Origin of the sequence: Faecalicatena sp. Marseille-Q4148 (assembly GCA_018228665.1) — a bacterium.
Classification (GTDB): Bacteria; Bacillota; Clostridia; order Lachnospirales; family Lachnospiraceae; genus UBA9414.
On sequence record CP073692.1, the window covers coordinates 238,855 to 262,342 of the forward strand.

Annotated in this window: 23 protein-coding genes and 3 pseudogenes; 24 read left to right on the forward strand and 2 right to left on the reverse strand. The window is 36.5% G+C overall.

Features of this window, described 5'->3' with window-relative positions:
• Positions 1 to 622: 622 nt before the first annotated feature.
• A complete protein-coding gene (locus KFE17_01135; GenBank protein QUO32399.1) occupies positions 623 to 1,306 on the reverse strand; it encodes a helix-turn-helix domain-containing protein in 684 nt (227 codons plus the stop codon).
• Positions 1,307 to 1,556: 250 nt separating this feature from the next.
• Between KFE17_01135 and KFE17_01140 the strand changes: the two genes are divergently transcribed.
• The 24 genes and pseudogenes from KFE17_01140 to KFE17_01255 all read left to right on the forward strand — a co-directional run bounded on the left by KFE17_01140 (position 1,557) and on the right by KFE17_01255 (position 22,633).
• The gene (locus KFE17_01140) at positions 1,557 to 1,886 is read left to right on the forward strand and encodes a hypothetical protein (GenBank protein QUO32400.1); all 330 of its coding nucleotides are present in this window, start codon (positions 1,557 to 1,559) and stop codon (positions 1,884 to 1,886) included.
• A gap of 86 nt (positions 1,887 to 1,972) precedes the next feature.
• Positions 1,973 to 3,055 (forward strand): replication initiation factor domain-containing protein, encoded by a 1,083-nt coding sequence (locus KFE17_01145; GenBank protein ID QUO32401.1) that lies wholly within the window; start codon positions 1,973 to 1,975, stop codon positions 3,053 to 3,055.
• Positions 3,056 to 3,059: 4 nt separating this feature from the next.
• The gene (locus tag KFE17_01150; GenBank protein ID QUO33576.1) at positions 3,060 to 3,239 is read left to right on the forward strand and encodes a helix-turn-helix domain-containing protein; all 180 of its coding nucleotides are present in this window, start codon (positions 3,060 to 3,062) and stop codon (positions 3,237 to 3,239) included.
• An 82-nt stretch (positions 3,240 to 3,321) separates the two neighbouring features.
• Positions 3,322 to 4,524: a tyrosine-type recombinase/integrase gene (locus tag KFE17_01155; protein ID QUO32402.1), complete on the forward strand. Its 1,203-nt coding sequence runs from the start codon at positions 3,322 to 3,324 to the stop codon at positions 4,522 to 4,524.
• A 222-nt stretch (positions 4,525 to 4,746) separates the two neighbouring features.
• Positions 4,747 to 5,076: pseudogene (locus KFE17_01160) on the forward strand (MerR family transcriptional regulator).
• Between the two features lie 97 nt (positions 5,077 to 5,173).
• Entirely contained in the window at positions 5,174 to 5,629 is a 456-nt protein-coding gene (locus KFE17_01165) for a helix-turn-helix transcriptional regulator (protein QUO32403.1), read from the forward strand.
• A 465-nt stretch (positions 5,630 to 6,094) separates the two neighbouring features.
• A pseudogene (locus KFE17_01170) lies at positions 6,095 to 6,223 on the forward strand (helix-turn-helix transcriptional regulator).
• Between the two features lie 58 nt (positions 6,224 to 6,281).
• Positions 6,282 to 6,977, forward strand: coding sequence for a response regulator transcription factor (locus KFE17_01175; GenBank protein ID QUO32404.1), 696 nt, complete (start codon positions 6,282 to 6,284; stop codon positions 6,975 to 6,977).
• On the forward strand, positions 6,961 to 8,115 hold the full coding sequence (locus KFE17_01180; GenBank protein QUO32405.1) for a HAMP domain-containing histidine kinase: 1,155 nt from the start codon (positions 6,961 to 6,963) through the stop codon (positions 8,113 to 8,115). The genes KFE17_01175 and KFE17_01180 overlap by 17 nt, the downstream gene beginning before the upstream one ends.
• 106 nt (positions 8,116 to 8,221) lie before the next feature.
• On the forward strand, positions 8,222 to 10,165 hold the full coding sequence (locus tag KFE17_01185) for an ABC transporter ATP-binding protein/permease (GenBank protein ID QUO32406.1): 1,944 nt from the start codon (positions 8,222 to 8,224) through the stop codon (positions 10,163 to 10,165).
• The gene (locus tag KFE17_01190) at positions 10,165 to 11,961 is read left to right on the forward strand and encodes an ABC transporter ATP-binding protein/permease (protein QUO32407.1); all 1,797 of its coding nucleotides are present in this window, start codon (positions 10,165 to 10,167) and stop codon (positions 11,959 to 11,961) included. The genes KFE17_01185 and KFE17_01190 overlap by 1 nt, the downstream gene beginning before the upstream one ends.
• Positions 11,962 to 12,239: 278 nt before the next feature.
• Positions 12,240 to 12,518: pseudogene (locus KFE17_01195) on the forward strand (MerR family transcriptional regulator).
• A gap of 14 nt (positions 12,519 to 12,532) precedes the next feature.
• Positions 12,533 to 14,203, forward strand: coding sequence for an ABC transporter ATP-binding protein (locus KFE17_01200; GenBank protein ID QUO32408.1), 1,671 nt, complete (start codon positions 12,533 to 12,535; stop codon positions 14,201 to 14,203).
• Complete coding sequence (locus tag KFE17_01205) at positions 14,190 to 15,941, forward strand: ABC transporter ATP-binding protein (GenBank protein ID QUO32409.1); 1,752 nt, start codon at positions 14,190 to 14,192, stop codon at positions 15,939 to 15,941. Before KFE17_01200 ends, KFE17_01205 begins: the two co-directional genes overlap by 14 nt.
• A 64-nt stretch (positions 15,942 to 16,005) precedes the next feature.
• A complete protein-coding gene (locus KFE17_01210; protein ID QUO32410.1) occupies positions 16,006 to 16,518 on the forward strand; it encodes an adenylate kinase in 513 nt (170 codons plus the stop codon).
• Positions 16,519 to 16,814: 296 nt separating this feature from the next.
• Positions 16,815 to 17,168, forward strand: a complete 354-nt coding sequence (locus KFE17_01215) for a GNAT family N-acetyltransferase (protein ID QUO32411.1) — start codon at positions 16,815 to 16,817, stop codon at positions 17,166 to 17,168.
• 162 nt (positions 17,169 to 17,330) lie between these two features.
• Positions 17,331 to 17,987, forward strand: coding sequence for a hypothetical protein (locus KFE17_01220; GenBank protein QUO32412.1), 657 nt, complete (start codon positions 17,331 to 17,333; stop codon positions 17,985 to 17,987).
• Positions 17,988 to 17,991: 4 nt separating this feature from the next.
• Positions 17,992 to 18,555, forward strand: a complete 564-nt coding sequence (locus tag KFE17_01225; GenBank protein QUO32413.1) for a TetR/AcrR family transcriptional regulator — start codon at positions 17,992 to 17,994, stop codon at positions 18,553 to 18,555.
• Between the two features lie 21 nt (positions 18,556 to 18,576).
• On the forward strand, positions 18,577 to 18,996 hold the full coding sequence (locus KFE17_01230) for a hypothetical protein (GenBank protein ID QUO32414.1): 420 nt from the start codon (positions 18,577 to 18,579) through the stop codon (positions 18,994 to 18,996).
• A 15-nt stretch (positions 18,997 to 19,011) separates the two neighbouring features.
• Positions 19,012 to 19,434, forward strand: a complete 423-nt coding sequence (locus KFE17_01235) for a DUF2871 domain-containing protein (GenBank protein QUO32415.1) — start codon at positions 19,012 to 19,014, stop codon at positions 19,432 to 19,434.
• Positions 19,435 to 19,442: 8 nt separating this feature from the next.
• On the forward strand, positions 19,443 to 20,015 hold the full coding sequence (locus KFE17_01240; protein ID QUO32416.1) for an NUDIX hydrolase: 573 nt from the start codon (positions 19,443 to 19,445) through the stop codon (positions 20,013 to 20,015).
• Positions 20,016 to 20,084: 69 nt separating this feature from the next.
• Entirely contained in the window at positions 20,085 to 21,134 is a 1,050-nt protein-coding gene (locus tag KFE17_01245) for an FAD:protein FMN transferase (protein ID QUO33577.1), read from the forward strand.
• Between the two features lie 58 nt (positions 21,135 to 21,192).
• Positions 21,193 to 22,125 (forward strand): cysteine synthase A, encoded by a 933-nt coding sequence (cysK, locus tag KFE17_01250; GenBank protein ID QUO32417.1) that lies wholly within the window; start codon positions 21,193 to 21,195, stop codon positions 22,123 to 22,125.
• A gap of 22 nt (positions 22,126 to 22,147) precedes the next feature.
• Positions 22,148 to 22,633, forward strand: a complete 486-nt coding sequence (locus tag KFE17_01255; GenBank protein ID QUO32418.1) for an adenylate kinase — start codon at positions 22,148 to 22,150, stop codon at positions 22,631 to 22,633.
• 105 nt (positions 22,634 to 22,738) lie between these two features.
• Here KFE17_01255 and KFE17_01260 read toward each other — a convergent pair whose 3' ends face one another.
• Positions 22,739 to 23,485, reverse strand: a complete 747-nt coding sequence (locus KFE17_01260) for a hypothetical protein (protein QUO32419.1) — start codon at positions 23,483 to 23,485, stop codon at positions 22,739 to 22,741.
• Between the last annotated feature and the right edge of the window lie 3 nt (positions 23,486 to 23,488).

Consider the following 23,488-nt stretch of genomic DNA (forward strand, 5'->3'; position numbering starts at 1 on the left):
TATAAAAGTGTTGAGCGTGCTGGTTTCACTAAAGAATTAAATGAAAATTTCGTTGAAAAATATCAAGGAAATTATGCTTTGACAGAAGATGGTGTTGATTATTTGGTAACGCCTAAATCTATTGGAAAATATGAATTAGATACTAATAATTTTTGGCTTACTGCTCGTAAAGGGGATATGGACATTACTATAAACATTGATGAGAATAGAAAAATATTTTTGGCATTATATCCGGGAGAAATTGAAATAGACGAAAAAGGGAATGAAATTGATACATCTAAAAAATTAACAGACGTACAAAAAACACACATGAATAATTTGTTGATAAATAGAAAGGAAGAAATTCTTCCGATTATCAATAGAGCATTGGAATTGTGGGACTCTATCAATAAATAAGCGATTTTAATTTATAGTTTTTGTTCACTTACTGTTTAAGCACTAAACTAAAAAAAATCAAGTATTGGGAAACTGGCAGTGATAATTTTGAGAAAGTAGTGAGGTCAAGGAACAAGGCGAAGCCGATACGCCGTAGGGCAGTCCTTGACGGAACGGACATAGACAACAGAACCATGATACAGCAGAGGACTTGAAAGGTCAGAAGCCTTGCAAGTCCTCTTGTCTGTTATTGGGCGTTGTGTTTTAAGTAAAGTGCTTCTTTTACCACTTCTTTTTCAAATGCTTTTATGTGACAATCATGTACTTCATTGTCGATATAGAAGCAATCGTCAGTCTGTGAGTAGGAAAGTTTGGTAACTTTCGGTTCATAGGTTTTTGTATCAATTCCATAATAGTAAATTGTGGCTGTTGTTAATACCATGTGAATGCTTTCAAAATCTCTTGTAAAAATAGTATGCCTGTCGGAATAGAAGAAATCAGACGGACATTCATAGAACTCGGAACTATCCTCTTTCAAAAATAATGGCAGTATGTGCATTGCATTTCCAGCACGATTGACAAGAACATAAAAGCGTGGAATGAGGGCGGCGTATTGGGTCATCATGGCAATATAGATATCGTCTAAATTATCAAGAAGATATTCGGAACAGGAGTTGTTGTAAAAGACATATTGCAGAGTGTTGTCACTTTGGCTTGTGTGTTCCATAGGCACATTTTGTCCGTAAAGCCACCGCAAGTCTACATCTAAAGAGTCTGCAATCAATTCCATTTTATCGGCTTTTGGGTTGTACTGTCCCGAAAGATAGGAACTGAACGCTCCTTTGCTGATACCGGTATCTTTGACGATATCCACCTGTTTCTTGTTTTTTGCTTTCATGGCAAATTTAATCCGTTCTGCGATTGTATTCATCTGAAAAACCCTCTCTTTCCATATCTCGTTATAACTTCTCATATCTTATCATCTAAGGACACTATACCACAAGTTCAGAAAAATGAAAACAAAAAGTTTATAAAAAACTAAACTTTCTATTGCAAAACGAATATGACTGTGCTAATATACGATTAAGTTCAGAAATAACTGAACAAAAAACGACGTCGTAATAGGAAAATGAAAATATGAGAAACTGACCTATCGGTTCAACGGGGAGAAAGGAACGTGTATGCAGATAACATTGACAAAAGAACAGGTAAAAGAAGCCTTTGGAGAACTTCGTTTTATGGGTGCGGATAACTGTTACCGCTATGATAAAGACAGTAAGAAGAAAACAGAGGAAGTGGAAGCCTTAAAACTTCATCTTGGAAGTATGAAGCTTGGGAACAGCGTGGATATTCGCTTGGAAGCAACGGAACTTCCGAAGATTGAGCCTTATGCTGTGGTGGAACTGGAAGAACCAGTTTATGCCCCTTATGTGCAGAGAGGAAACTTTCCTGTATTAGTGGAGAAGATTACCTGTAAGGGTATTCGCCCTGTTCCAAATAAAAATATGTAGGCGGTCAAAGTTCCTGTCCTCGTTCTGACGTACCAAACGGCAGGTTGAGGGCAGGGCAATGGCAACGCCATTGCAGATAAGGAGGTTTGATAAATTTGGAAGAAAGAAGCGGAAGTTTTCTTCCAGAACTCCCCTACACTAACAGGGGAGTAATACGGCAGAAAGAAGAATTAAGTGCCTTGATAGATTGGTGTCAGATAACCATTAAGGAAGTTCCGTTAGAAGCAGTCATAGAAGATGTGTTGAGAATACCTTTGGAACTTATGACGGTAACAGGCTATGAAAAAGGGATTGCAGGACATGAGGTTGTGGCAATCTTTGATAATATCAAGGTACTAAAACCAACAGGAAATGCACAGTATCAAGGATTTCAGATTTTAATGAGTGGGAAAGGCTGTCGTAACTATGAGAATTTTTTACAACTCAATGAGGAAACATGGTTTGATTTCTTAAACAGAGTTTGTCAGTATCACATCAATTTTCCTCGGATTGATTTAGCGATAGATGATAGAAAACCGTATTTGAGTATTCCCGATTTGATTATGCGGACAAAAGAGGGATTGCTTTCCACAAAACTAAGGGATATAGATTTTCACGATTCGGGAGAACTGAAAGAGGAAGTGTTTCAGAGTAAAGGTGGCAGTCTTTATCTCGGCAGTTCAGCCAGTAATTTGAGATTGGTATTTTATGAAAAGGGATATGAACAGAATAAAAAGTATGGAACAGAATTAGACGAAAATTGGAATAGATATGAGTTGAGATTTCGGCAGGAAATGGCGGTAAGTGTAGTACAGGAATTATTGAGATATAGAGATGTGGCAGGACTGGCAATGGAAGTGTTGAACAGCAAAATACGATTTTTAGAAAAGCCGACAGACAGCATGACAACACGAAAAAGGCTTTATCCAACCTATCAAGCGTGGGCGGAACTGATGAAAAATATAGGCAAGGTGAAACTTACCATGCAACCACAGAAGAAAAGTCTGCAAAAGGTATGGGAGTGGTTGGAAAAGTATGTTGCCCCGTCTTTGAAGCTGTTTGCAGAGGTTGGGAAGATAGAGCAGAGAGATTATATCGGTAATCTCGTAGCAAATGGAGAAATGAATATCACACAGAAGCAGTTGTATGATGATTACATAAAAGCAAGAAAATTAGAGGAAAAGGGGTAATCGTATCGAGAAAGCATTACTAAATATAAATGAATTTTGTGAGTATATGGGGATTGGGAAAACAAAGGCAAGAGAACTGTTGAACAATCCGAAAAATAGATTTACAGTACGCATTGGTAATCGGTTGTATGCAAATAAGAAATTACTTGATGAATGGCTGGAATATCAATGCAAAAGGGCTTGAAAAGAAAATGGGGTGTGGATATAATGAAAATTGAAATATTTACTTTACCATATTTCTTTCAGTAGAAGAAAGGAAAGTTGGTATGGGTAAAGATTTAAAAGGAAAAGAACTCGGTAAGGGAATTTCACAGAGAGCAGATGGACGCTATATTGCAAGATTTACAAGTAAAACAGGAAAACGTAAAACGCTTTATGATTTTAAACTGAATGAATTAAAACGGAAGTTGCGAGAAGCGGTTTATGAAGATGAACATGGTTTGAATGGCAACGGCGAAAGTATCACTTTAAACGCATGGTATGTAACGTGGACGGAGTTGTATAAGAAGAAAACAGTTAAAATGACTACGATATATAAAAATCACAGTTACTATAACGCAAGAGTGAAGAACTCTATCGGAAAGATGTATTTGCAGGACATTAAAACATATCATGTTCAAAAATTCATAAATGAATTGATAGATAGCGGTCTTGCACATGGAACGGTGTCGAACATCAGATTTATGCTGAGTGATATGTTTGATAAAGCAGTATTGAGTGAATATATTAGAAAAAATCCCTGTATTGCTGTGGAAATGCCCCCAAAAGTGAAAAAAGAAAGACGTGTATTAACAAGAGAGGAACAGAAGAAATTCTTTACATTTGCTTCTTCTTATATACATATCAATGTTCTGAAATTTGCTGTGACAACAGGTTGTCGGATTGGAGAAGTGCTTGGGCTGAAATGGGAAGATTGTGACTTTGAAAAAAGAGAAATTACAATCAATAAGACAATTCATTATTCAAAGGCTTCCAGTCCCGTCGAGGGTTCAAAGTTTTTCTACACAACTGCAAAAACCATATCCAGTAATCGTGTTATTCCTATGACAGATGAAGTGTATGAGATTTTACAAAATCAGAAGATAAAGCAGACAGAGCAGAAGATGTGGAAACGCTCGATATGGAAACAGCATAAAGAATTTCAAAACTTGGTATTTACCTGTTCGGACGGTTCGCCCGTTTATTATTACAACGTCAATAGTGCAATCAAAGACTATGTGGCAAAAATCAATGTAATAGAGATTGAATTGGCAAAGGAAGAAAAGAGAGAGCCGAAGATATTTGAACTGTTTACCTGTCACACTCTGCGACATACATACGCTACAAGGTGTTATGAAAATGGAGTAGACCAACAGGTAGTGCAGAAACTCTTAGGGCACTCCACATTAGCAATGACAACTGATTTATACACGCACGTCTCAGAAGAAAAGAAAAAAGAAGAAGTAGCCGAACTGAAAATATTGGCTTAAAATTGGAGTAAAAATGGAGTAAATCAGAAGATAGATAGAGAAAAACAGCGTAAAATCAACATTTTTGAGTAGATATAAATATTGTGCAGAAATAGGCAGTGCAGATAACAGAAAAGATGGACTTATCCTGTTTACAGGAATAAGGACATCTTTTTTGTTATCTGCGTCATTTCTCATTTGTAAAAGTAAGGACGGTTTTATTGAATTTGTGATAAAAACATTTTATATGATGAAAACTCATTGAAAAAATTACGTCAGATTATATTTTTTGAGAACTGGAAGTTCCATTGTCAGAAATAAAAGCAATTATGAAGGATTCTGAAAGTGATAATCGTAAGATTCTTGAAACGCAGAAAATGATGCTAGAAATGAAACGGAATCATTTGAATGGTATTATCGAATGGATTTCTGATGTGTTGAAAGGGGAGGAGATGACGAATTTTGAATCATTCTCAGTTGGAAGAAGCCACAGATAAACAGTGCGGAAAAGGGGTTACAAAATACATTGGTTCAGCGATATATCGATATTATGGTGTAGAAAATTTGGAATAAACAGATGTTACCAAAATGGAAACAAAGGAAATACATACTGGTACTTTTATTTTTGGTTCTATCGTTATATGATGTGAATGAAAGGGAGGTATAGAGTATGGCATTAAATGATAACATCAAAAAATTCAGAGAAGAAAAAAATCTCACTCAGCAACAACTGGCAGATAAGTTATATGTTTCAAGGCAGACAGTTTGTCGTTGGGAAAATGGTTCAAGATGTCCGGATTTGATTACGGCAAAAAAACTGGCATTAGAGCTAGATGTAAGTATGGACGAACTCATATCAGATGAAGATGTAAATGATATTCAAGAAAATTATGGAATATGGAAATCTGAAAGAATAAAAGAGAAAAAGTATTTACAGACACTTCAAAAAAAGATATTAGACTTTATACAAATTGTGGGAGCTGTATTTTTAGCAATCACGATTTTGCTAAGAGTGCAATTAGATATGAGAGTACCTGAATGGTGTACAATCATTTGCTTTATTATTGTAGCGGTAGCATTTTTTTGTAATTTCATAGCTTCTAAAAAGTTGAGAGAAATGCAGTGATGTCAAGGACCAAGGCATAGGCGATACCTTTTTCTTTAGATATAAGACTCATATTGCTATGACAGAAGAAAAAATCATTACGGCAGCAACTGTTACTAGTGGAGAAAAAGAGATGGAAGAGTTGCTGGTGTTGATTTAGAAAAGCTTTGATCAGCATTTCTGCAGATCGGATTGGGTTTGTGTCTATTGGTGGACTGATGCCGGGAATTGACCCGGAAGATGTTATGATAGGTATTTCCATATGCAGAAATCAAGGTCTTGCTATATTCAAGTATCTTTAAAAAAGCATGGTTGTCAGAACGATTTGAAGATGGTTTGGTTTTTCTTAAAAGTACAGAAAGAGGAAAGTGTTTTATTGAAGTTGATGAAATAATCGCAGATGATAAACATACGAAAGAGTAAACTACCAGTTGATTTACTGATTTATCAGTTTACGATATATTATGAGATGAAAGTAGGGGACTTATGGATGCTATGAAAACAGGCCGCTTTATTGCAAGTAAGAGAAAGGAAAGAAATATGTCTCAAAGAGAACTGGCAGAATATTTACATATTACTGACAAGGCCGTAAGCAAATGGGAACGAGGAGTTTCTAGTTTCTTAACTGAAATTTAACATCATATCTGTATAATAATTATTTGAGGTGATTTGTATGAGAATTTTAATTGTAGAAGATGAAAAAGAATTGCAATCGACAATAGCAGAGGGACTTAGATTAGATGGTTATGCTGTAGATACCTGTGATGATGGGAAAACAGCTTGTGAAATATGCTTTGTAGAAAAATATGACTTAGTTATCCTAGACTTAAATTTGCCAGAAATGGACGGTTTAGATGTTTTGCAACAGATTCGAAAATTTGATTTAGAATTAAAGGTTTTGATTTTAAGTGCCAGAAATACGGTTTCTGACAAGGTTCATGGATTGGATAATGGTGCAAATGATTATTTAACGAAGCCTTTTGATTTTGAAGAACTTGAAGCAAGAATCAGAAATCTGCTGAGAAGAAATTTTGTTCAACAAAATAATATTTTGATTTATGACAAATTAAAAATGAACATATCAAAGCAGACAGTTTATATAAATGATGAGGTAGTAAACCTTACCAAAAAAGAGTTTTCTATTCTGCAATACTTTTTATTGAATCCACATAAAATTATCAGTCAAGAAGAACTGATAGACCATGTATGGGATAGTAATGCAAACAGCTTTAGTGGTGCGATTCGAGTTCACATTGCTTCATTAAGGAAGAAAATAAAAAGTCTGCTAACTTATGATTTAATAGAAACAAAAGTGGGGGCAGGTTATTATTTGAAAGAGAGGACAAAGGATAATGAAATGGTTGAATAAGTTTTCTATCCGTACAAGACTTGTAGGTATTACGGTTTTTATTCTAGTTATATGCTGTATTGGACTTACTGTGCTTATGAATTATTCCGCAACGCAAATGGCTTCTCAAGTTGCACAGATTACAACACCTGCTCAAAATATAAATGAAATAGAAAATCAAATAGGAAGCCAACAACCAGCAATGGACATAAGTGAATCAATAGAAAATATGGAAAGCCAGCAACGAATCATTGATAACTTTTACAGAAATAGTTTTTTATACATGCTCTTTATCATTATGATTGGTGGGAGCATGATGTATCTGTTTTCTAAAAGTATTTTATTACCTCTTGCCAAATTAAATGATAGGATTAAAAATAGTACTGTTTCTACCCTTTCAGATAAACTTTCTGTTCCAAACAGTGATGATGAAATAGCGGAACTGACCGTTTCATTCAATAAAATGACAGACAGAATACAGGAAGCATTTTTATTTCAACAACAGTTTTCTGGAAATGTAGCACATGAATTAAGAACACCATTAACCATAATGAAAACTAAAATAGACGTATTTGAAAAAAGAGAAAATCATACACCGGCAGAATACAAAGAATTGATTTTGAATCAAAAAAATCAACTGATACGTTTATCTGAAATTATACAAACAATTTTGGAAATTACTAATACAGACATTGTACAGGAAAAAGAATATTTTCTTGTATCGGATATGGTAGAAAATATCCTACTGGATTTTTCTAATATGACTGCTCAAAAGAATATTTATATTTCCACAGATTTACAAAATGTTGAAATCTATGGAAATGTGGATTTATTATACCGTGTTTTTTATAATCTGATACAGAACAGTATTCGCTATAATGAGGAGAAAGGAAGTATCTATATTTCTGCCAAGCAAAATCAACACCATACAACTGTTCAGATATGTGATACAGGAATCGGGATTTCAGCAGAAAACAGGCAAAGAATATTCGAGCCATTTTTTCGTGTTGATAAGTCCCGTTCCCGTGAAATGGGTGGTGCTGGTTTAGGGCTATCCATTGTTAAAAAAATTATTGAAAAACATGATGGAACAATAACCGTTTCTAATAATAATCCACAAGGGACTTGTTTTACAGTAGAACTTCCTTTATGTGAATAAGATTTTAAAGATTTTGAGGTTGCTCAAAATCTTTTTTCTTAACAGGAACTTAACACTCAGTATTGTATAATGTCCGTGTAAAAGTAAAGCAGGAGGTCTATAAAAAATGTTTCAATTAGAAAATATCTCCAAAAAATACGGAGAGAACACAGCATTAAATAATGTAACACTTTCAACCCAAAACGGAATGAATTTCATCATAGGAGCTTCTGGAAGTGGAAAATCTACTTTGTTGAAGATTATGTCTGGATTTGATAATGAATACAGCGGAAAAGTGTCTATATACGGAAAGGATATAAGAGAATTAAGCCAAAAAGAAAAAAGTTATTTATATAACAATACTTTTGGCTTTATATGGCAGGATTTTAACTTGTTAGAAGATTCTACTGTGTTGGACAATATTCTATTACCGACACAGTTAAAAAGCGTGATCGACAGAAAACAGGCTGAAAAACTTATCTGTGATTTAAAACTGAAAAATGTAGTCAACCAACAGGTAAAGAACCTTTCTGGCGGACAAAAACAAAGAGTTGCCATTGCAAGAGAGTTAATGAAGAATCCGCAGATTATTTTAGCAGATGAACCAACCAGTGCCTTAGACAAACAAACATCAAAGGATATTATGAAAATTTTGAGAGAAATTTCAAAGACTCGGACAGTGATTATTGTAACACATGATACTTCTCATATTCTTCCAAAAGATACGGTATTTGAATTAGATAAAGGAGAACTGATTTCTTCGAATAATACAGGAGAAGATTCCCGTAAACAATCTATCAGCATAGAAAAAACGGTGCTTCCTTTTGAACATATTTTTTCTATTATGAAATCAAATATCTTTGGACATAAAGGTAGATTCTTGATTTCAGCTCTTTCTTTAATGATTGGAGTATGTTTTTTGTTAACAACAGCAACAGACAGCATACAATCGACAAGTGAGTCTGCTTTTGATGAAATATTTGATGTGTATGGAGATTCTGTGTTGGATATATCATTATACAATTCGTTTACAGGTGCAGTAGGGACAGGAGACGAAGAAAATGATAACCCAAATGTTGATGTGGACCAAAATGTAAATGGAATTTATGAAAAATACCAAAATGATGATAGAATAGAATTTATTACGTATGTTGAGCCGTTTGATAATATCACTATTGATGATTCTGGAAAGAATTATTCCGTGCAAAGTTCTGGCAATGTCCCTGTCATAAACAAGATTATTGCAGGAAGAATGGGAACTGGCTCAAGTAATGAGATTGTTGTCCCAGAAAGTTTAGTAAAAAACATGGGAATTACAGCAAAGGAAGCTCTTGGAAAAGAAGTTACTTTTCATGGAGAGATAACAGAGTGGCAAGGAGATACCCCATCATTTAAACCTGTTTCTGTAAAAGCGGAAATTGTGGGAGTAATTGATTCTACGATGGTTACAAATTACGAGGGAGAAAGAGCTGAATATTCCATAGATGATTCCTTTTTTTTCAGTAAGTCAGCTTTGAAAGAATTATTAGCACAGAGTACAAAAGATACACAGAATTTAAATGTTTTAATGAGAGTAAAGACACCAGAAGATTTAATTGCTATAAAAGATGAATTGAATAAAGCTGGGTTGGTTCCTACGGGATATTTTGAACTTATAGAAGATTTAGTACGCTTAAATTCACAATCAAGTGAGCAATCTTCATCAGCAAACTCTCTGATTATTGCTCTTGTCCTTGTCATGGTCAGTGCGATTTCATTGATTACCAGTATGCTCAGGAAAAAAGAATATGCTATTTTTAAAGTCAGCGGATTCTCAAATGGAAACCTTAGAAAGCTGAATCTGTTTGAAACATTCGTGCAAATGGTATTTTCTTGTGCAATAGCGATTCTCCTTTCTCCGCTTATCAATATAGCAAGTAATAAGATATTTAAAACACCAATTCTTTCATTTGAAAATATAGGAATCACGATTCTTTTATTTGTCGGTGTAACCATTTTGAGCTATATTATTACAGAAATTGTTTGCGAAACAACAAGTATTTTAAAGACATTTAAGACAGGTGAACGATAATGATTGAACTAAAAAATGTGACAAAGATATACGGGCATACAACCGTGATTCAAAATGCAGAATATAGTTTCCCCAACAAAGGATTGGTATGCCTGCTGGGGGAATCCGGCTGTGGAAAAACAACCCTAATGAATTTGATTGCTGGTCTGGATAGCGAATATGCAGGAAAAATATTAGTCGATAATGTCGAACTGAATACCTTATCCGAAAATGAGTTATGCAATTACAGAAAAGACTATACGGGATTTATTTTTCAAGACTACCACCTTTTGAATGGGTATTCTGTCATAGAGAATATTGTATATCCATGTGCCCTAAAAAGTGAGAATCCGCAAAAGGATATACAGAAGGCAAAAGAATTGATTCAAAAAATAGGTTTATCTGATAAGGCAGATGAAAAAGTGCAGAATTTGTCTGGCGGTCAGAAACAAAGAGTTGCGATTGCTAGGGCTTTGATAAAAAATCCTCAAGTAATTTTAGCAGACGAACCAACAGGAGCGCTTGATAGAAAAACGTCAACAGAAATTATGGAAATATTGAAAGAAATATCCAAAACAAAACTTGTGCTTGTGATTACTCATGACCGGCATATTTGTGATTACGCAGATGAAATCATAACGATTGAGGATAAAAAAATCTGTGTACAAAAAACTTTAGATGAAGCCGACAGAACATTAAAAGAGGATATGACACTTTCTCCACCCAAGAAAGTCGCTCACTTTAAATTAGCCTGTAAAAATTTTAAAACATCATGGATAAAGTATTTGCTTGTTTCATGTATATTTTCTATTGGCATTTTATGTATGATATTTTCATTATCATCTGGAAATATCATAGAAAAATCAATCTCGGATTTTAAAGAAAAAAATGTTGCTTTTAATAATGGATATATTAAAAACGATGAGAAGAACGATATTTATAAAAGATTAACTATGGATGACAGGCTGGAAAATGTATATAAGCAGTATAAAATTGAGAATGTCACCTTGTCAATGGGAACTCATTCTGAAACAATGACTGAGAAATATCCTATGCCAAAAGCGAAAGAATCTATGTCTTATGGTACAATGCCACAAAATGATAAAAAAGAAATTGCTCTTACACCCAGCTTGGCAAAAAAATTTAATTCAAAAATCAATGAGTTAATCGGGAAAGAAATCGTTTTAGAATATCAATCTAAAAAATATGTTTTAAACGTCGGCGGAATTTACAATGCAGGCTATGATGATTTTTTTGTCAGTTCAGATATAGAGAAAGAGTTTTACAAAGGGTTAGATGATGAAACATACTATTCTGTCAGTTATGATGTAAAAGATTTTGAAAATATTGCTGCTGTAAGTGATGAACTTGCAAAAGAAAAAATTCAAAGTGAAAATGCTTCTGAACAGGTAAAAACTATGCAAAACACTTTTGAAAAAATTCAGACTTTATTTATGGTTGTTTCTTGCATGATTTTGTTCGTTGCAATGTTTATTGTTATCATTATTTTAATTAAAATGCAGTCAACCCGCTACAAAATGGTTGGGCTATTATATTCATTTGGATTCCAGAAAAATATGGTATCTAAAATAATTGTGAGTGAAAACATATTGCTAACAATTTTAGTAGCTGTTAGTTCTTCTCTCTTGCTCATTGCTATGCAACTTATAGCCCAATTATATCATATCGCTATAAATTTGAGCGTTGTCGAGTTTGTTACAACGATTCTGATTTCTGGTCTTGTAATACTGCTAATCAATGCCGTCATAAACAGAAAGCTGATAAATACTCGTCCCAATATTGCATTACGGAAATAAGATTGTGGCAAATGAAAAGGCGGTGTTTGTTATGGGAAAGTATTAGTAATTGAATTTTCTGACAACGAAGAGCGAATTTTCAAGCAAATTCTTGAATGGTTATCAAATAATTTTTCTATGACTGCTTTATCGGTCAAACAACAGCAAGAGGATTTTCTTATAAATCCTTTTGCACGTACGGTAATTAATCAGAATGGAAATCTACTTTTTTTCAAAAATAGAAAAAACATCTTGACTCTCCAGTAACGTAACGCTTATGATGAAAAAAAGGAGGACTTATGAAAACAGTGAAAGAAGTATCAGAATTGACTGGAATTAGCATAAGAACATTGCGATACTAGGATGAAATTGATTTGTTAAAGCCTGCTAAAGTAACAGAAGCAGGATACCGTTTATATAATGAAAGCTCATTGAAAAAATTACGTCAGATTATGTGTTTTCGAGAACTGGAAGTTCCATTGTCAGAAATAAAAGTAATTATGAAGGATTCTGAAAGTGATAATCGTAAGATTCTTGAAACACAGAAAATGATGCTAGAAATGAAACGGAATCAATTGTTAAGGTGTATAGTATGAATAGAAATTTTTTTAAACAGTCGCATTTAAGATTAATTATTATGAATGTATGCATTTACATCGTGATTCTGGCAGAAGTGTTTTGTAGGTTTTTTTTAATCGACCACGTTGTGTATGCCGCTTCTGCCAAAGTGATTATGACAGATTTTATATGGATTGTGTCCTTATTTTTTATCGAGAATCTGTTACACATATTTGAGATAGCAGTACGGCTTCGCGTGACGAGAAGTTGTCAGGCGAAAATGCCGGAGGCAGTTATGCGTGTCTGTGAGAAACTTCCGCTCTGTGTTTTGGAACAGCAGGATACACAGGAAAAGATCCGAAGATCAGAAGAATACTTTAAAAAATCGTTGGAATATACAGATGCATTGGTATGCTGGATGGAGCTTGGACTGTCTGTGGCAGTACTGTTATGGTTTATGAGAAATACGTCGTTTCTGGTCATTTTTATGTTAGCGGCTCTGATTTGTGCCGCATTTTATGTTAATGTGCGTGCCACAAAAAATACATTTGGTTTCTGGCAGCGTTATATGAAGGCTGCGCGTCGGTTTAATTATATCTCTGATTTGCAGATCAAACGTGAATATGCTTATGAGCGCCGTGTTTACGGTACGTCAGAGGCGATGGATGCACGATTTTCAGAAGAATTTGACCGGGCGGCCAGAGTGAATAAAAAGAGTGGACTTGCTAGATTCCGTGGCCAGGTTTTGCTTGAAAGTATTTTAATTGGGATTACTGTTTTTGCTCTGTTTTATTTTGCTTTGCCGCAGACACTGGCGACAATGACTCTTGGCACTTATACGGCAATCACGGAGATGATTGCACGGGTGCTTGATGAGCTTTCCAAGTGTGCCGAGAGTGTATTTCCAATTCGAGAATTTCGTGGACTCCAGAAGGAATTAGCAGTATTTTTAGCATATGTGCCGCGAGAGAAACAGAGGACAAAAGAGGAATACAGTTCGTTATCTCTTTCTCATCTTCATTTTCGGTACGATGGAAATGAGGAGGATACACTAAGAGATATTTCTTTTACTTTTGAGCGAGGAAAACATTATGGACTTGTTGGGGTGAACGGAGCTGGGAAGACAACGCTTGCAAAATTGCTTTTGGATCTCTATGAGCCGACCGGTGGAATACTCTATGGCAGCGCATGGAAGAAGACAGCGTTGTTTCAGGACTTTCAAATTTATCCGGTGACAGTAAGAGAATACCTTCTGATGGGAAATGATTTGTCACTGGCGGATGAAAAACTTTTGGAAGTGCTTGATATGTTGGAGTGTGGTGGCCTGAAGCAAGGTCTTGATACGCCGCTTACACTTCTGACAGAAGAAGGAACGTTGCTATCAAAAGGACAGTTACAGCGGCTTGCAGTTGCAAGAGTGTTTCTGTCAGATGCGGACTTTATCATTTTAGATGAACCGACTGCAAGCCTCGATCCGATTTCTGAACGAGATGTTTATGTGAAGAGTCAGAAGGTTCTTCGCGAGAAGACAACACTGTTTATCACACACCGGCTTGGTGCAATCAGTCAGATGGATGAGATCCTTGTGTTGGATCAGGGACGTCTTGCAGAATACGGAAGTCACGAAGAATTGATGCGTGCGGATGGTATTTACCGGAAGCTTTATCAGACACAGAAGGAGATGTATGTGAATGAAACAAAATAGTAAGCAGACCGTAACAAGATGCATCGGTCTGGGAGCAAAACTGATGCCGCGGCATTTTACCGGGATGGTGTTTGTACATCTGTTTCTGGCAATCCTTCCGGTTATCGGTATCCAGATCAGCCGTCGCATCTACCAGTTTGCTGAGCACACAGTATTTGGGACTCAGCCGGTTGCAGAACTTCTTTTGCCAGTTGTATTGTACGGTGTCTATTTGTTTCTAATGAAGGGATATACGATTTATTATGAGCGGGTAGCAGTCCAGTTTGGTGGACTTTTAGAATTTGAGAAGAAGACGAAGCTTTTGCTTCACGAAAAATGCGGAAAAATACCGATGAGTTACTATGAGACACCGTCATTTTATAATAGATTGTGGGAGGCAAAAGTCGCCAGTATTAATGTTTATCGGGTTGTGGAATGTGTGATTACGCTGTCTGGCGCAGCGCTGTCGATCATACTTTTGTCTGGCTATGCGGCAACAATCCATCCGATATTTTTTCTTCTTATTGTGTTGACGGCAGTGCCCGCACTTCTGGAAAATGTCAGTGAGGGTATTTTGAAAAATCGTAGGCGTACACTACTTGCATCTCTTGCAAAAGAAGAGAAAGAGCGCAGGGCTTGCGTACTTGATATCCGTTATGCAAAGGAACGGCTTGTGTATGAGAGCAGCGAGTTTTTGATTAATAAATGGAAGGATTCCTCAAATACTTTGCGAGAAAAAGAATATGAAGTGGAGAAACAGGTGCTGAAGATCCGCACACTTTTGATGCTTGTGCGCGCTTCGGCAACAGCAGGGGTCTATGTGCTGGCGGGGTGGCTTTTCTTCCATGGTTCGATTGACTATGCTGAATTTATGGTCGCGATATCCACGACACTGCAGCTGCAGAACCAGTATGCACAGTTGTTTGCAGATCTTGGATATTTCTCGCAGTTCCGTATGATGGTAAAGCCATTTTTCTTATTTATGGACAGCGAAGATGAAATACGCTGTTCGGAAATGACCGGAAAGATTGCATTTGACCATGCAGGATTTACTTACCCGACAGGGAAAGAAGCAGTGCTTCACAATCTGGACTTTACAATACATGCCGGGGAGAAGGTAGCAGTGGTTGGGGTAAATGGTGCCGGAAAAACGACGCTTTCCAAGTTGCTGACAGGATTACTGTCTGTCACAGAGGGAAGAGCAGAAGGGAAAATTTCCGATGCATTTTCTGTCATGTTCCAGGAACATCAGCGCTATGAGCTAACACTTCTGGAAAATATAGCGCCACAGGAATTAGAGTTGAAGGATAGGAAACTTGCAGAGGAACTTCTCAGGGAAATGGATCTTGATCAGATTCCACAAAATGAGATCCTCGGTCGGGAATTTGGAATGACAGACCTGTCCGGCGGTCAGTGGCAAAAGCTTGCGATGGCCAGGACGTTTTATCATGGAGGAAACTTCTTTGTGCTGGATGAGCCGACCTCTGCCATCGACCCGCTATATGAGAAGGAATTGAATGATTTTATATTCCGTCAGGCAGGTAAAGAGAATACGCTTGTTGTTATTTCACACCGACTCAGCATCGCAAAAGCTGCCGACCGTGTGTTTGTACTTGATCATGGAACGATTGTTGAGCAGGGTACTCATGAAGAATTGTTGGAAACTCCGGATTCTCTCTACCAGAAACTTTGGAAGGCACAGCTTAGTTGGTATGAGTATAAGGATAATAGTGCCATGCATATAGAAAGGTTAACTTAATTTATCTATGTAGTTACTGCATATAATTGATAAGCAGATTTATATAAACTTGTGAGGATAAGAGATGATTGTTTTAATTACAGGAGCATCACATACAGGCAAAACAGTACTTGCTCAAAAATTACTTGAAAAATATAAATATCCCTATTTTTCAATAGACCATTTGAAAATGGGTTTAATTCGTAGTGGTTACACGAAACTCACACCTGAAGATGATGCCGAACTTGAAACATATATGTGGCCTATTATTCGTGAAATGATAAAAACAGCCATAGAAAACAAGCAAAATCTTGTTATTGAAGGTGGATATATTCCTTTCGATTGGAAAAAGGATTTTACAGAGGAGTATATTGATAATATCAAATTTTATTGTCTTGTGATGAGTGAAAACTATATTAAAAATCATTTTGACGATATAAAAAAATACGCAAGTGCTGTAGAAAATCGTATAGATGATGATTGGTGTACTATGGAAAGTGTTTTAGAAGATAATGTGCAGTTTTCGGAACTTGCAAAAAAGCATAATGCCAATATTGTACTTGTTGATGATCAGTATAATATAAATATTGAGTTATGAAGACAAATTTAAGTTTTTAGCAGACAGTTTTTGGATTGACTGTAAGAGCAGAGGAAGTTCTGGTAATTTGATTATATTCTGCTTCAATTTCTTTATATGCAGAATAAATTGTTATGCAAACAGGCGATAGGAGAACTCCAGTCGTTTCAACCGACAAAAAAGATGAAAAGAGTTTGAGATATGATATATTCTATTTCTAGAATGACACATAAATATGCTTTGGAATATCACAATGGACATATGAGAATGAGTATAGTATATATAGCTTTGAACAGAACGCGGAAACAATTGAGGAATTGCTTAATGGCGATTATATTGCTTGCACAGATCAAAATAACAAATTAGTAGGATATTTCTGTCAAGGAAAATCAGCCCGCATTCCGACAAAAGATTGCTTTAGCTATTCAAAGGATAAGTTAGATATCGGCTTGGGGATGCATCCGGAATTATGTGGCAAAGGTATGGGATATGATTTTCTTTTATGTGGGATAAAACATTTGACCGAACAGACACCGGATATATCATTACGTTTAACGGTGGCTTGTTTTAATAAACGTGCCATTTCGCTCTATAAAAAACTGGGATTTTCTATTGAAAGAACTGTCACTCACAAAATATCGGGAGAACCATATTATATTATGACTAGGTAAGAGGTTTTGCAGTGTGAAACATATGAAAGACACTGTATGTTAATGTTCTCAGCTTAAAAAACTATGTTATGTAAGAAATCAAGAAATTCTTGACAAATTTTTTACGTTACACTAAAATGAACAATGTTCAATAATAAAAATAATAGAAAGAAGGAAAAAAATATGCAGGCAATCGCAGAGACATTATTTGATGTTGTTTATTTAGTCAGTGTTGTTACAATTGGAATACTGATGATTAAGAAATGTAGAGGAAATATGCAGTATAAGCTGTTTGGAATTATGGCAGTGACATTAGGCGTGGGTGATTCTTTCCACTTAGTTCCGAGAGCAATTGCACTTTGTACAACGGGGCTTGATAATTATACAGTTCCGCTAGGCGTTGGAAAGCTTATTACTTCTATCACAATGACAGTTTTTTATATTTTGCTTTATTATGTTTGGCGTTTACGTTATCATATAGAAGGAAGGGAGAAATTGACATGGGCTGTTTATTTACTGGCAGCGGTAAGAGTGATTCTTTGTTTGTTTCCGCAAAATAGATGGACGTCAGCAGAAGCACCGCTTTCCTGGGGAATCTATAGAAATATTCCATTCGCATTATTAGGACTTATCGTAATTATTATTTTTTATAAAAGTGCAAAAGAAAATCAAGATCATGCATTTCGATTTATGTGGCTTACAATCGTACTGAGTTTTGGATTTTATATCCCGGTTGTATTATGGGCAGATACGATTCCGGTAATTGGAATGTTGATGATTCCAAAGACCTGTGCGTATGTATGGACAGTTCTGATCGGATATCAAGATATGAGGAAATAGAAGCATGAACAAAACAGTAACATCAAAGGAAGAGATACTGGATAAGAGTCGCGAAATCATCGCAGAGAAAGGTGTTTCAGCGATTAATATGAGAACAGTTGCTGCACAATGTGGGATCGCAGTAGGATCATTGTACAATTATTTTGCTTCAAAATCAGAGTTGATGTCGGCAGCAGTAGAAGCAGTGTGGAAAGATATTTTTCAGGTGGGAACTTGTTTGGAAAATTGTGAAGATATTTTGGAGTATATGAAGACGTTGCTCCAGGCGGTAAAAAACAGCAGAGACCGTTATCCACAGTTTTTTTCTATGCATGCATTACACTTTACAACAGGAGAAAAGCCGGAAGGGCGAAGAGTCATGGAAAAATACTTTCTGGAATTGAAAGTACAGATGATATCTCTTTTGGAGCAGGATAAGCAGATACGGGCAGGGGCATTTACAGATAAAATGACTCCGGAAATTTTTGTAAATTACATATTTAAACTGTTTTTGGCAGTGCTGCTGGAAAATCAGGAAGAAGAAATATTTTTAGAATTTATAAAAAATTACTTATATGAGATAAAATAGTTTTTTGTGAAAGGAGCAGGCATGAAGGTAAAGAAACAGAATCTTTTGCTTTTGGCAGGCATCGTATGGATGATTGCGGGCTTTAATGTTCTGCGGATCGGTTTGGAAACATATGCGGAATATCGTATAATAATTAATTATGCAATAACGCTTATGGTGTTTCTTGTGTTTTGGTTTATGGTGTTTCATAAATTAACAATAAAGCATACGAAACGGATTCATGAATTTGAAGAGGAATTACAGTTGTTTTACAAATTCTTCGATCTGAAGTCATTTTTGATTATGGCTTTTATGATTAGTTTTGGAATCATCATTCGAAAATTCCGGCTTTTACCGGATCGTTTTATTGCAGTGTTTTATACAGGACTAGGGGCAGCTCTTTTTATGGCAGGAGTTTTGTTTACCTGGAATTATATAAAAATATTTAAGAAAAAAAGATAAAGGAGAAATGTACGAATGAAAAAAATAATGAATACGTCTATTATTTATTTTATCTTAGCAATGGCAGGCGGTGTTTTCTACCGTGAATTTACAAAATGGAATGGTTATACGAAACCAACAACATTAGGTGTTCTGCATGTGCATTTGCTTGTATTGGGAACGTTCGTATTTCTTATGGCAGCAGTATTTGCAAAGATAACAGAGTTGGAACAGAATTCACTTTTTAAAAAATTCTTTATACTTTATAACATTGTGCTTCCGGCTATGACGATTTTAATGCTTGTGAGAGGAATTGTCCAGGTACTTGGGATTGATCTTGGGAAAATGGGAAATGGAATGCTTTCAGGATTTGCCGGATTATCACATATCGGAATGATGACTGCGCTTGTGATGTTATTATTTTCTATAAAAAAAGAGCTGTGTAAGAAGGCTCATTAGGAGGAAACGTGAGAACACTATTAGATTTAAAGAAAGAGATAGAGACATATCAGCCATTCAATGAGCAAGAGGAAAAAGATAAAGAAGAAATCTTGAGATGCATTTCTCAATCAGAACATATTTTAACGAGAGATAATAAAAATGCACATATGACAGTTTCAGCCTGGATTGTAGATCAAGAGCGCAAAAAAGTCTTAATGGCATATCATAATATTTATCATTCCTGGGCGTGGCTTGGAGGTCATGCTGACGGAAATGCAGATTTAAAAGAAGTAGTTTTGAAGGAAATCAGAGAAGAAAGTGGTTTGGAAACTGCAAGATTTATTTGTGATGATATTTTTTCTCTGGAAATTCTGACCGTTTCCGGACATGAAAAAAGAGGGGAATATGTACCGTCACATTTGCACTTAAATGTGACCTATTTATTAGAAGCAGACACAAATAGCCCGATTCGAATTAAAGAAGATGAAAACAGTCAAATCGGATGGATAGCGATAGAGGAAATAGGAGAAAAATCTACAGAACCATGGTTTGTAGAAAGAATCTACGCGAAATTATGTAACAAAGTAAATGAACTGTAGCATGTATGTTGATTTATAAGAAGAAAGAGATTGCTGACAGGAAAATGAAAAGAGGGTACAAGTATGGCGATGAAGAGACGGCGGGATCAAAAGCCGAAAAAAAGTGTTTTTGCAGGAGTGATAGCTGCGGTTTTGTTAACAGCTGCTCTTATCTTCTTTTTATCACAAAAGTCGCTGCAGGAACCGATCAGTGTAAGTGAGTTTAAACTGAATACGGTTGTGAAAGTAACACTTTATGATTCAAAGGAGGAGCCACTTCTTTCTCAGGTTATGGAGCTTTGTGACCGGTATGAAAAAATATTCAGCCGGACAAGAAAAGACAGCGAAATTTATCGCTTGAATGAAGGGACATTACCAAAAGAAGATGGATATTATGTGCTTTCAGAAGAATGTGCAAAACTGATTGAAAAAGGATTGTACTACAGTCAGTTGTCAGAAGGAGCGTTTGATATTACAATCGAACCAGTTTCATCTTTGTGGGATTTTACTTCGGAAGAACACAGAGTTCCAAGCGAAGCTGATCTGGCAGAAGCAAGAAAACTGGTGGGATATGAAAAAGTAGAATTAAATGGAAATAAGATTCGATTTGCACAGGAAGGTATGGGGATTGAACTGGGAGCAATTGCCAAAGGATACATTGCCGATAAAATGAAAACATTTCTCGTGGAACATGGAGTAAAACATGGGATTATTGATCTGGGAGGAAATATTCTCTGCATCGGAGAAAAGAGAAATGGAGATGCGTTTCAGATTGGAATTCAAAAACCATTTGCAGATAGAAATGAAACACTTGCGACTGCGGCTATTAAAGACAAATCGGTTGTGTCTTCCGGGATTTATGAACGTTGTTTTGAAAAAGATGGAAAACGTTATCATCATATTTTAAATCCGGCGACAGGATATCCGTATGAAAATGATTTAGTTGCTGTAACCATTATATCAGATTTGTCAACAGAAGGAGATGGACTAAGTACAACATGTTTTTCGCTGGGACTGGAAAAAGGGTTGGAGCTTGTCAATCATTTGGAGAATGTACAGGCAGTATTTATCACAGAAGACGGGGAAGTACATTTCAGTGATGGGTTTGAGCAGGCAGTACCGTTGACATATGTGAAATAATACCGAAATATGCTATAATAACAAAAACCAGTTATAGGAGATAGGAGAGTGATACAATATGACAAAGATTTATACAAGTGCAGATCAGCTGATTGGAAATACGCCGTTACTGGAGCTGACAAATCTGGAGAAAAAACTAGATTTAAAAGCGAAGGTGCTGGCAAAATTGGAATATTTAAACCCAGCTGGATCTGTGAAAGACCGTGTTGCGAAGGCGATGATTGAAGAGGCACAAGCAAGCGGGAAGCTTACGAAAGATTCTGTTATCATTGAACCGACTTCTGGAAATACTGGAATTGGATTGGCAGCGGTGGCAGCGGCAAAAGGGTATCGGGTGATTATTACGATGCCGGAAACAATGTCTGTGGAGCGGCAGCAGATTATGAAGGCTTATGGGGCAGAAGTTATTTTGACAGAAGGTGCAAAGGGAATGCAGGGAGCAATTGACAAGGCTGAGGCATTGGCGGAAGAAATTCCGGGTGGAATAATTGCAGGACAGTTCGTTAACCCGGCAAATCCAAAAGCACATTTTGAACATACCGGACCGGAGATCTATAAAGATACAGAAGGAACAGTGGATATCTTTGTGGCAGGGATTGGAACCGGTGGAACGATTACCGGAACTGGAACATATTTGAAGCAGCAAAATCCGGAGATTCAAGTTGTTGGCGTAGAACCGGCAGAAGCGCCGTTTTTCACAAAAAGGGTGGCAGGACCTCATAAACTTCAAGGAATCGGAGCAGGTTTTATTCCGGAAGTATTGGATACAGATATTTGCGATGAGATAATTTGTATTACGGCAGAAGAAGCATTTTCGGTGGCAAGAGAAATCGGAAAGCAGGAAGGAATTCTTGTGGGAATTTCTTCCGGTGCAGCAGCGGCAGCAGCATTTCAGCTTGCCAGACGTCCGGAAAATGAGGGTAAGAGGATTGTAGTGATTTTGCCGGATACCGGAGACAGATATTTATCGACAGAATTGTTTGAAAAGTAAAAGGCAGCACACGGAGGACAAAATGAAAAAAATAGTAGTGATTGGGTGCCCCGGAGCAGGAAAAAGCACTTTTGCAAGAAGATTAAAGGAAATGACAGGACTTCCTCTTTATTATCTTGATCAGATCTGGCATAAGGCGGACAGGACGACGGTTTCGAAAGAAGAGTTTGATGCGAAACTGAGAGAAATTATTCAGCAGGATAGCTGGATCATTGACGGAAATTATCTCCGTACGATGGAATGTCGTCTGGATGCCTGTGATACGGTGTTCTTCCTTGATTATCCGTTGGAAATATGTCTGGAAGGGGCAAAAGCGCGTATTGGAACAGTGCGGGAAGATATGCCGTGGGTGGAAACGGAGTTTGATGAAGAATTTCGGCAATGGATTTTAGATTTTCCGAAAGATCAGATTCCGGTCATCTATGAGTTATTAAAGAAATATGAAACAGAAAAAGAAATTATTGTTTTCAAGTCGCGGGATGAAGCGGAAAAGTTCTCGTACATTTAATTCGAATTCGATAATATTATTATGAAAAAAGAACAGGCATGGCATGAGAAGAAAGAGGTTATGAATCATCATGTCATGCCTGACTTTTACAAATTAGGAAAGAGGTTACTCTTTTACAGACTGCGTACAAGTACCTTCGACGGTACCGATTTTGCAAGTGCTGTCATAGACAAGAGAGCCATCGCATTGGATGTGATCTACTACAGAATATTTACTGAGTTCGATGGTTTCTGCACTAATAGATTCACAGTGGAGAGAAGCTGCTTCCAGCTGTGTACATTCAATATTTTTGACGTGATGAACCGGTCGCTTTTCAGAAGAAAAGAGACGGAAGGAGAGAACGTGGCAATTCTTTGGCACAATGCCAATGCGAACGTGTTCTCCAAATACATCGTTTAGCGTTGAAGATCCGTATAATTCTATATCATCTGCATTAATTTCATCATCATTTACAAAAGAGCCTGAAATGAGAATAGAATCTGCATAAATTTTGGCGTTATTACTCTTGATACTGCCGGAAGATTTTAATTCTTTTACTTTTATGTTCCGGTTAGTTGTCAGACTTCCGCTGACATGAAGTGTATTTCCGTGTACTTCGCAATCGGTCAGCTTGCAAGATCCGGATATATGACAGTCTTCCACTTGAAGTTCGCCGGAAGCCTTCAATGATCCGCTGATACGCAGTGCCGTACCTTTCAGGATACAAGGTGCATTTGTGTGACAGCCTCCGGAAACTTTCAGAGTGTCAAATGTAATATCACCATCGATCGAGGCGCCTCCGGAAATACCGATGGTGTCATATTCTCCGGCAAAAATTGTTCCGCTTCCACTGATTTTAAGATCTTTTGTCATAGT

Excerpts from the sequence above, each read along its gene's own strand:
- KFE17_01135 (QUO32399.1), bottom strand. The coding sequence starts at position 1,306 with ATGAATACAATCGCAGAACGGATTAAATTTGCCATGAAAGCAAAAAAC.
- KFE17_01140 (QUO32400.1), top strand. The coding sequence starts at position 1,557 with ATGCAGATAACATTGACAAAAGAACAGGTAAAAGAAGCCTTTGGAGAA.
- KFE17_01155 (QUO32402.1), top strand. The coding sequence starts at position 3,322 with ATGGGTAAAGATTTAAAAGGAAAAGAACTCGGTAAGGGAATTTCACAG.
- KFE17_01165 (QUO32403.1), top strand. The coding sequence starts at position 5,174 with ATGGCATTAAATGATAACATCAAAAAATTCAGAGAAGAAAAAAATCTC.
- KFE17_01175 (QUO32404.1), top strand. The coding sequence starts at position 6,282 with ATGAGAATTTTAATTGTAGAAGATGAAAAAGAATTGCAATCGACAATA.
- KFE17_01180 (QUO32405.1), top strand. The coding sequence starts at position 6,961 with ATGAAATGGTTGAATAAGTTTTCTATCCGTACAAGACTTGTAGGTATT.
- KFE17_01185 (QUO32406.1), top strand. The coding sequence starts at position 8,222 with ATGTTTCAATTAGAAAATATCTCCAAAAAATACGGAGAGAACACAGCA.
- KFE17_01190 (QUO32407.1), top strand. The coding sequence starts at position 10,165 with ATGATTGAACTAAAAAATGTGACAAAGATATACGGGCATACAACCGTG.
- KFE17_01200 (QUO32408.1), top strand. The coding sequence starts at position 12,533 with ATGAATAGAAATTTTTTTAAACAGTCGCATTTAAGATTAATTATTATG.
- KFE17_01205 (QUO32409.1), top strand. The coding sequence starts at position 14,190 with ATGAAACAAAATAGTAAGCAGACCGTAACAAGATGCATCGGTCTGGGA.
- KFE17_01210 (QUO32410.1), top strand. The coding sequence starts at position 16,006 with ATGATTGTTTTAATTACAGGAGCATCACATACAGGCAAAACAGTACTT.
- KFE17_01220 (QUO32412.1), top strand. The coding sequence starts at position 17,331 with ATGCAGGCAATCGCAGAGACATTATTTGATGTTGTTTATTTAGTCAGT.
- KFE17_01225 (QUO32413.1), top strand. The coding sequence starts at position 17,992 with ATGAACAAAACAGTAACATCAAAGGAAGAGATACTGGATAAGAGTCGC.
- KFE17_01230 (QUO32414.1), top strand. The coding sequence starts at position 18,577 with ATGAAGGTAAAGAAACAGAATCTTTTGCTTTTGGCAGGCATCGTATGG.
- KFE17_01235 (QUO32415.1), top strand. The coding sequence starts at position 19,012 with ATGAAAAAAATAATGAATACGTCTATTATTTATTTTATCTTAGCAATG.
- KFE17_01245 (QUO33577.1), top strand. The coding sequence starts at position 20,085 with ATGAAGAGACGGCGGGATCAAAAGCCGAAAAAAAGTGTTTTTGCAGGA.
- cysK (QUO32417.1), top strand. The coding sequence starts at position 21,193 with ATGACAAAGATTTATACAAGTGCAGATCAGCTGATTGGAAATACGCCG.
- KFE17_01255 (QUO32418.1), top strand. The coding sequence starts at position 22,148 with ATGAAAAAAATAGTAGTGATTGGGTGCCCCGGAGCAGGAAAAAGCACT.
- KFE17_01260 (QUO32419.1), bottom strand. The coding sequence starts at position 23,485 with ATGACAAAAGATCTTAAAATCAGTGGAAGCGGAACAATTTTTGCCGGA.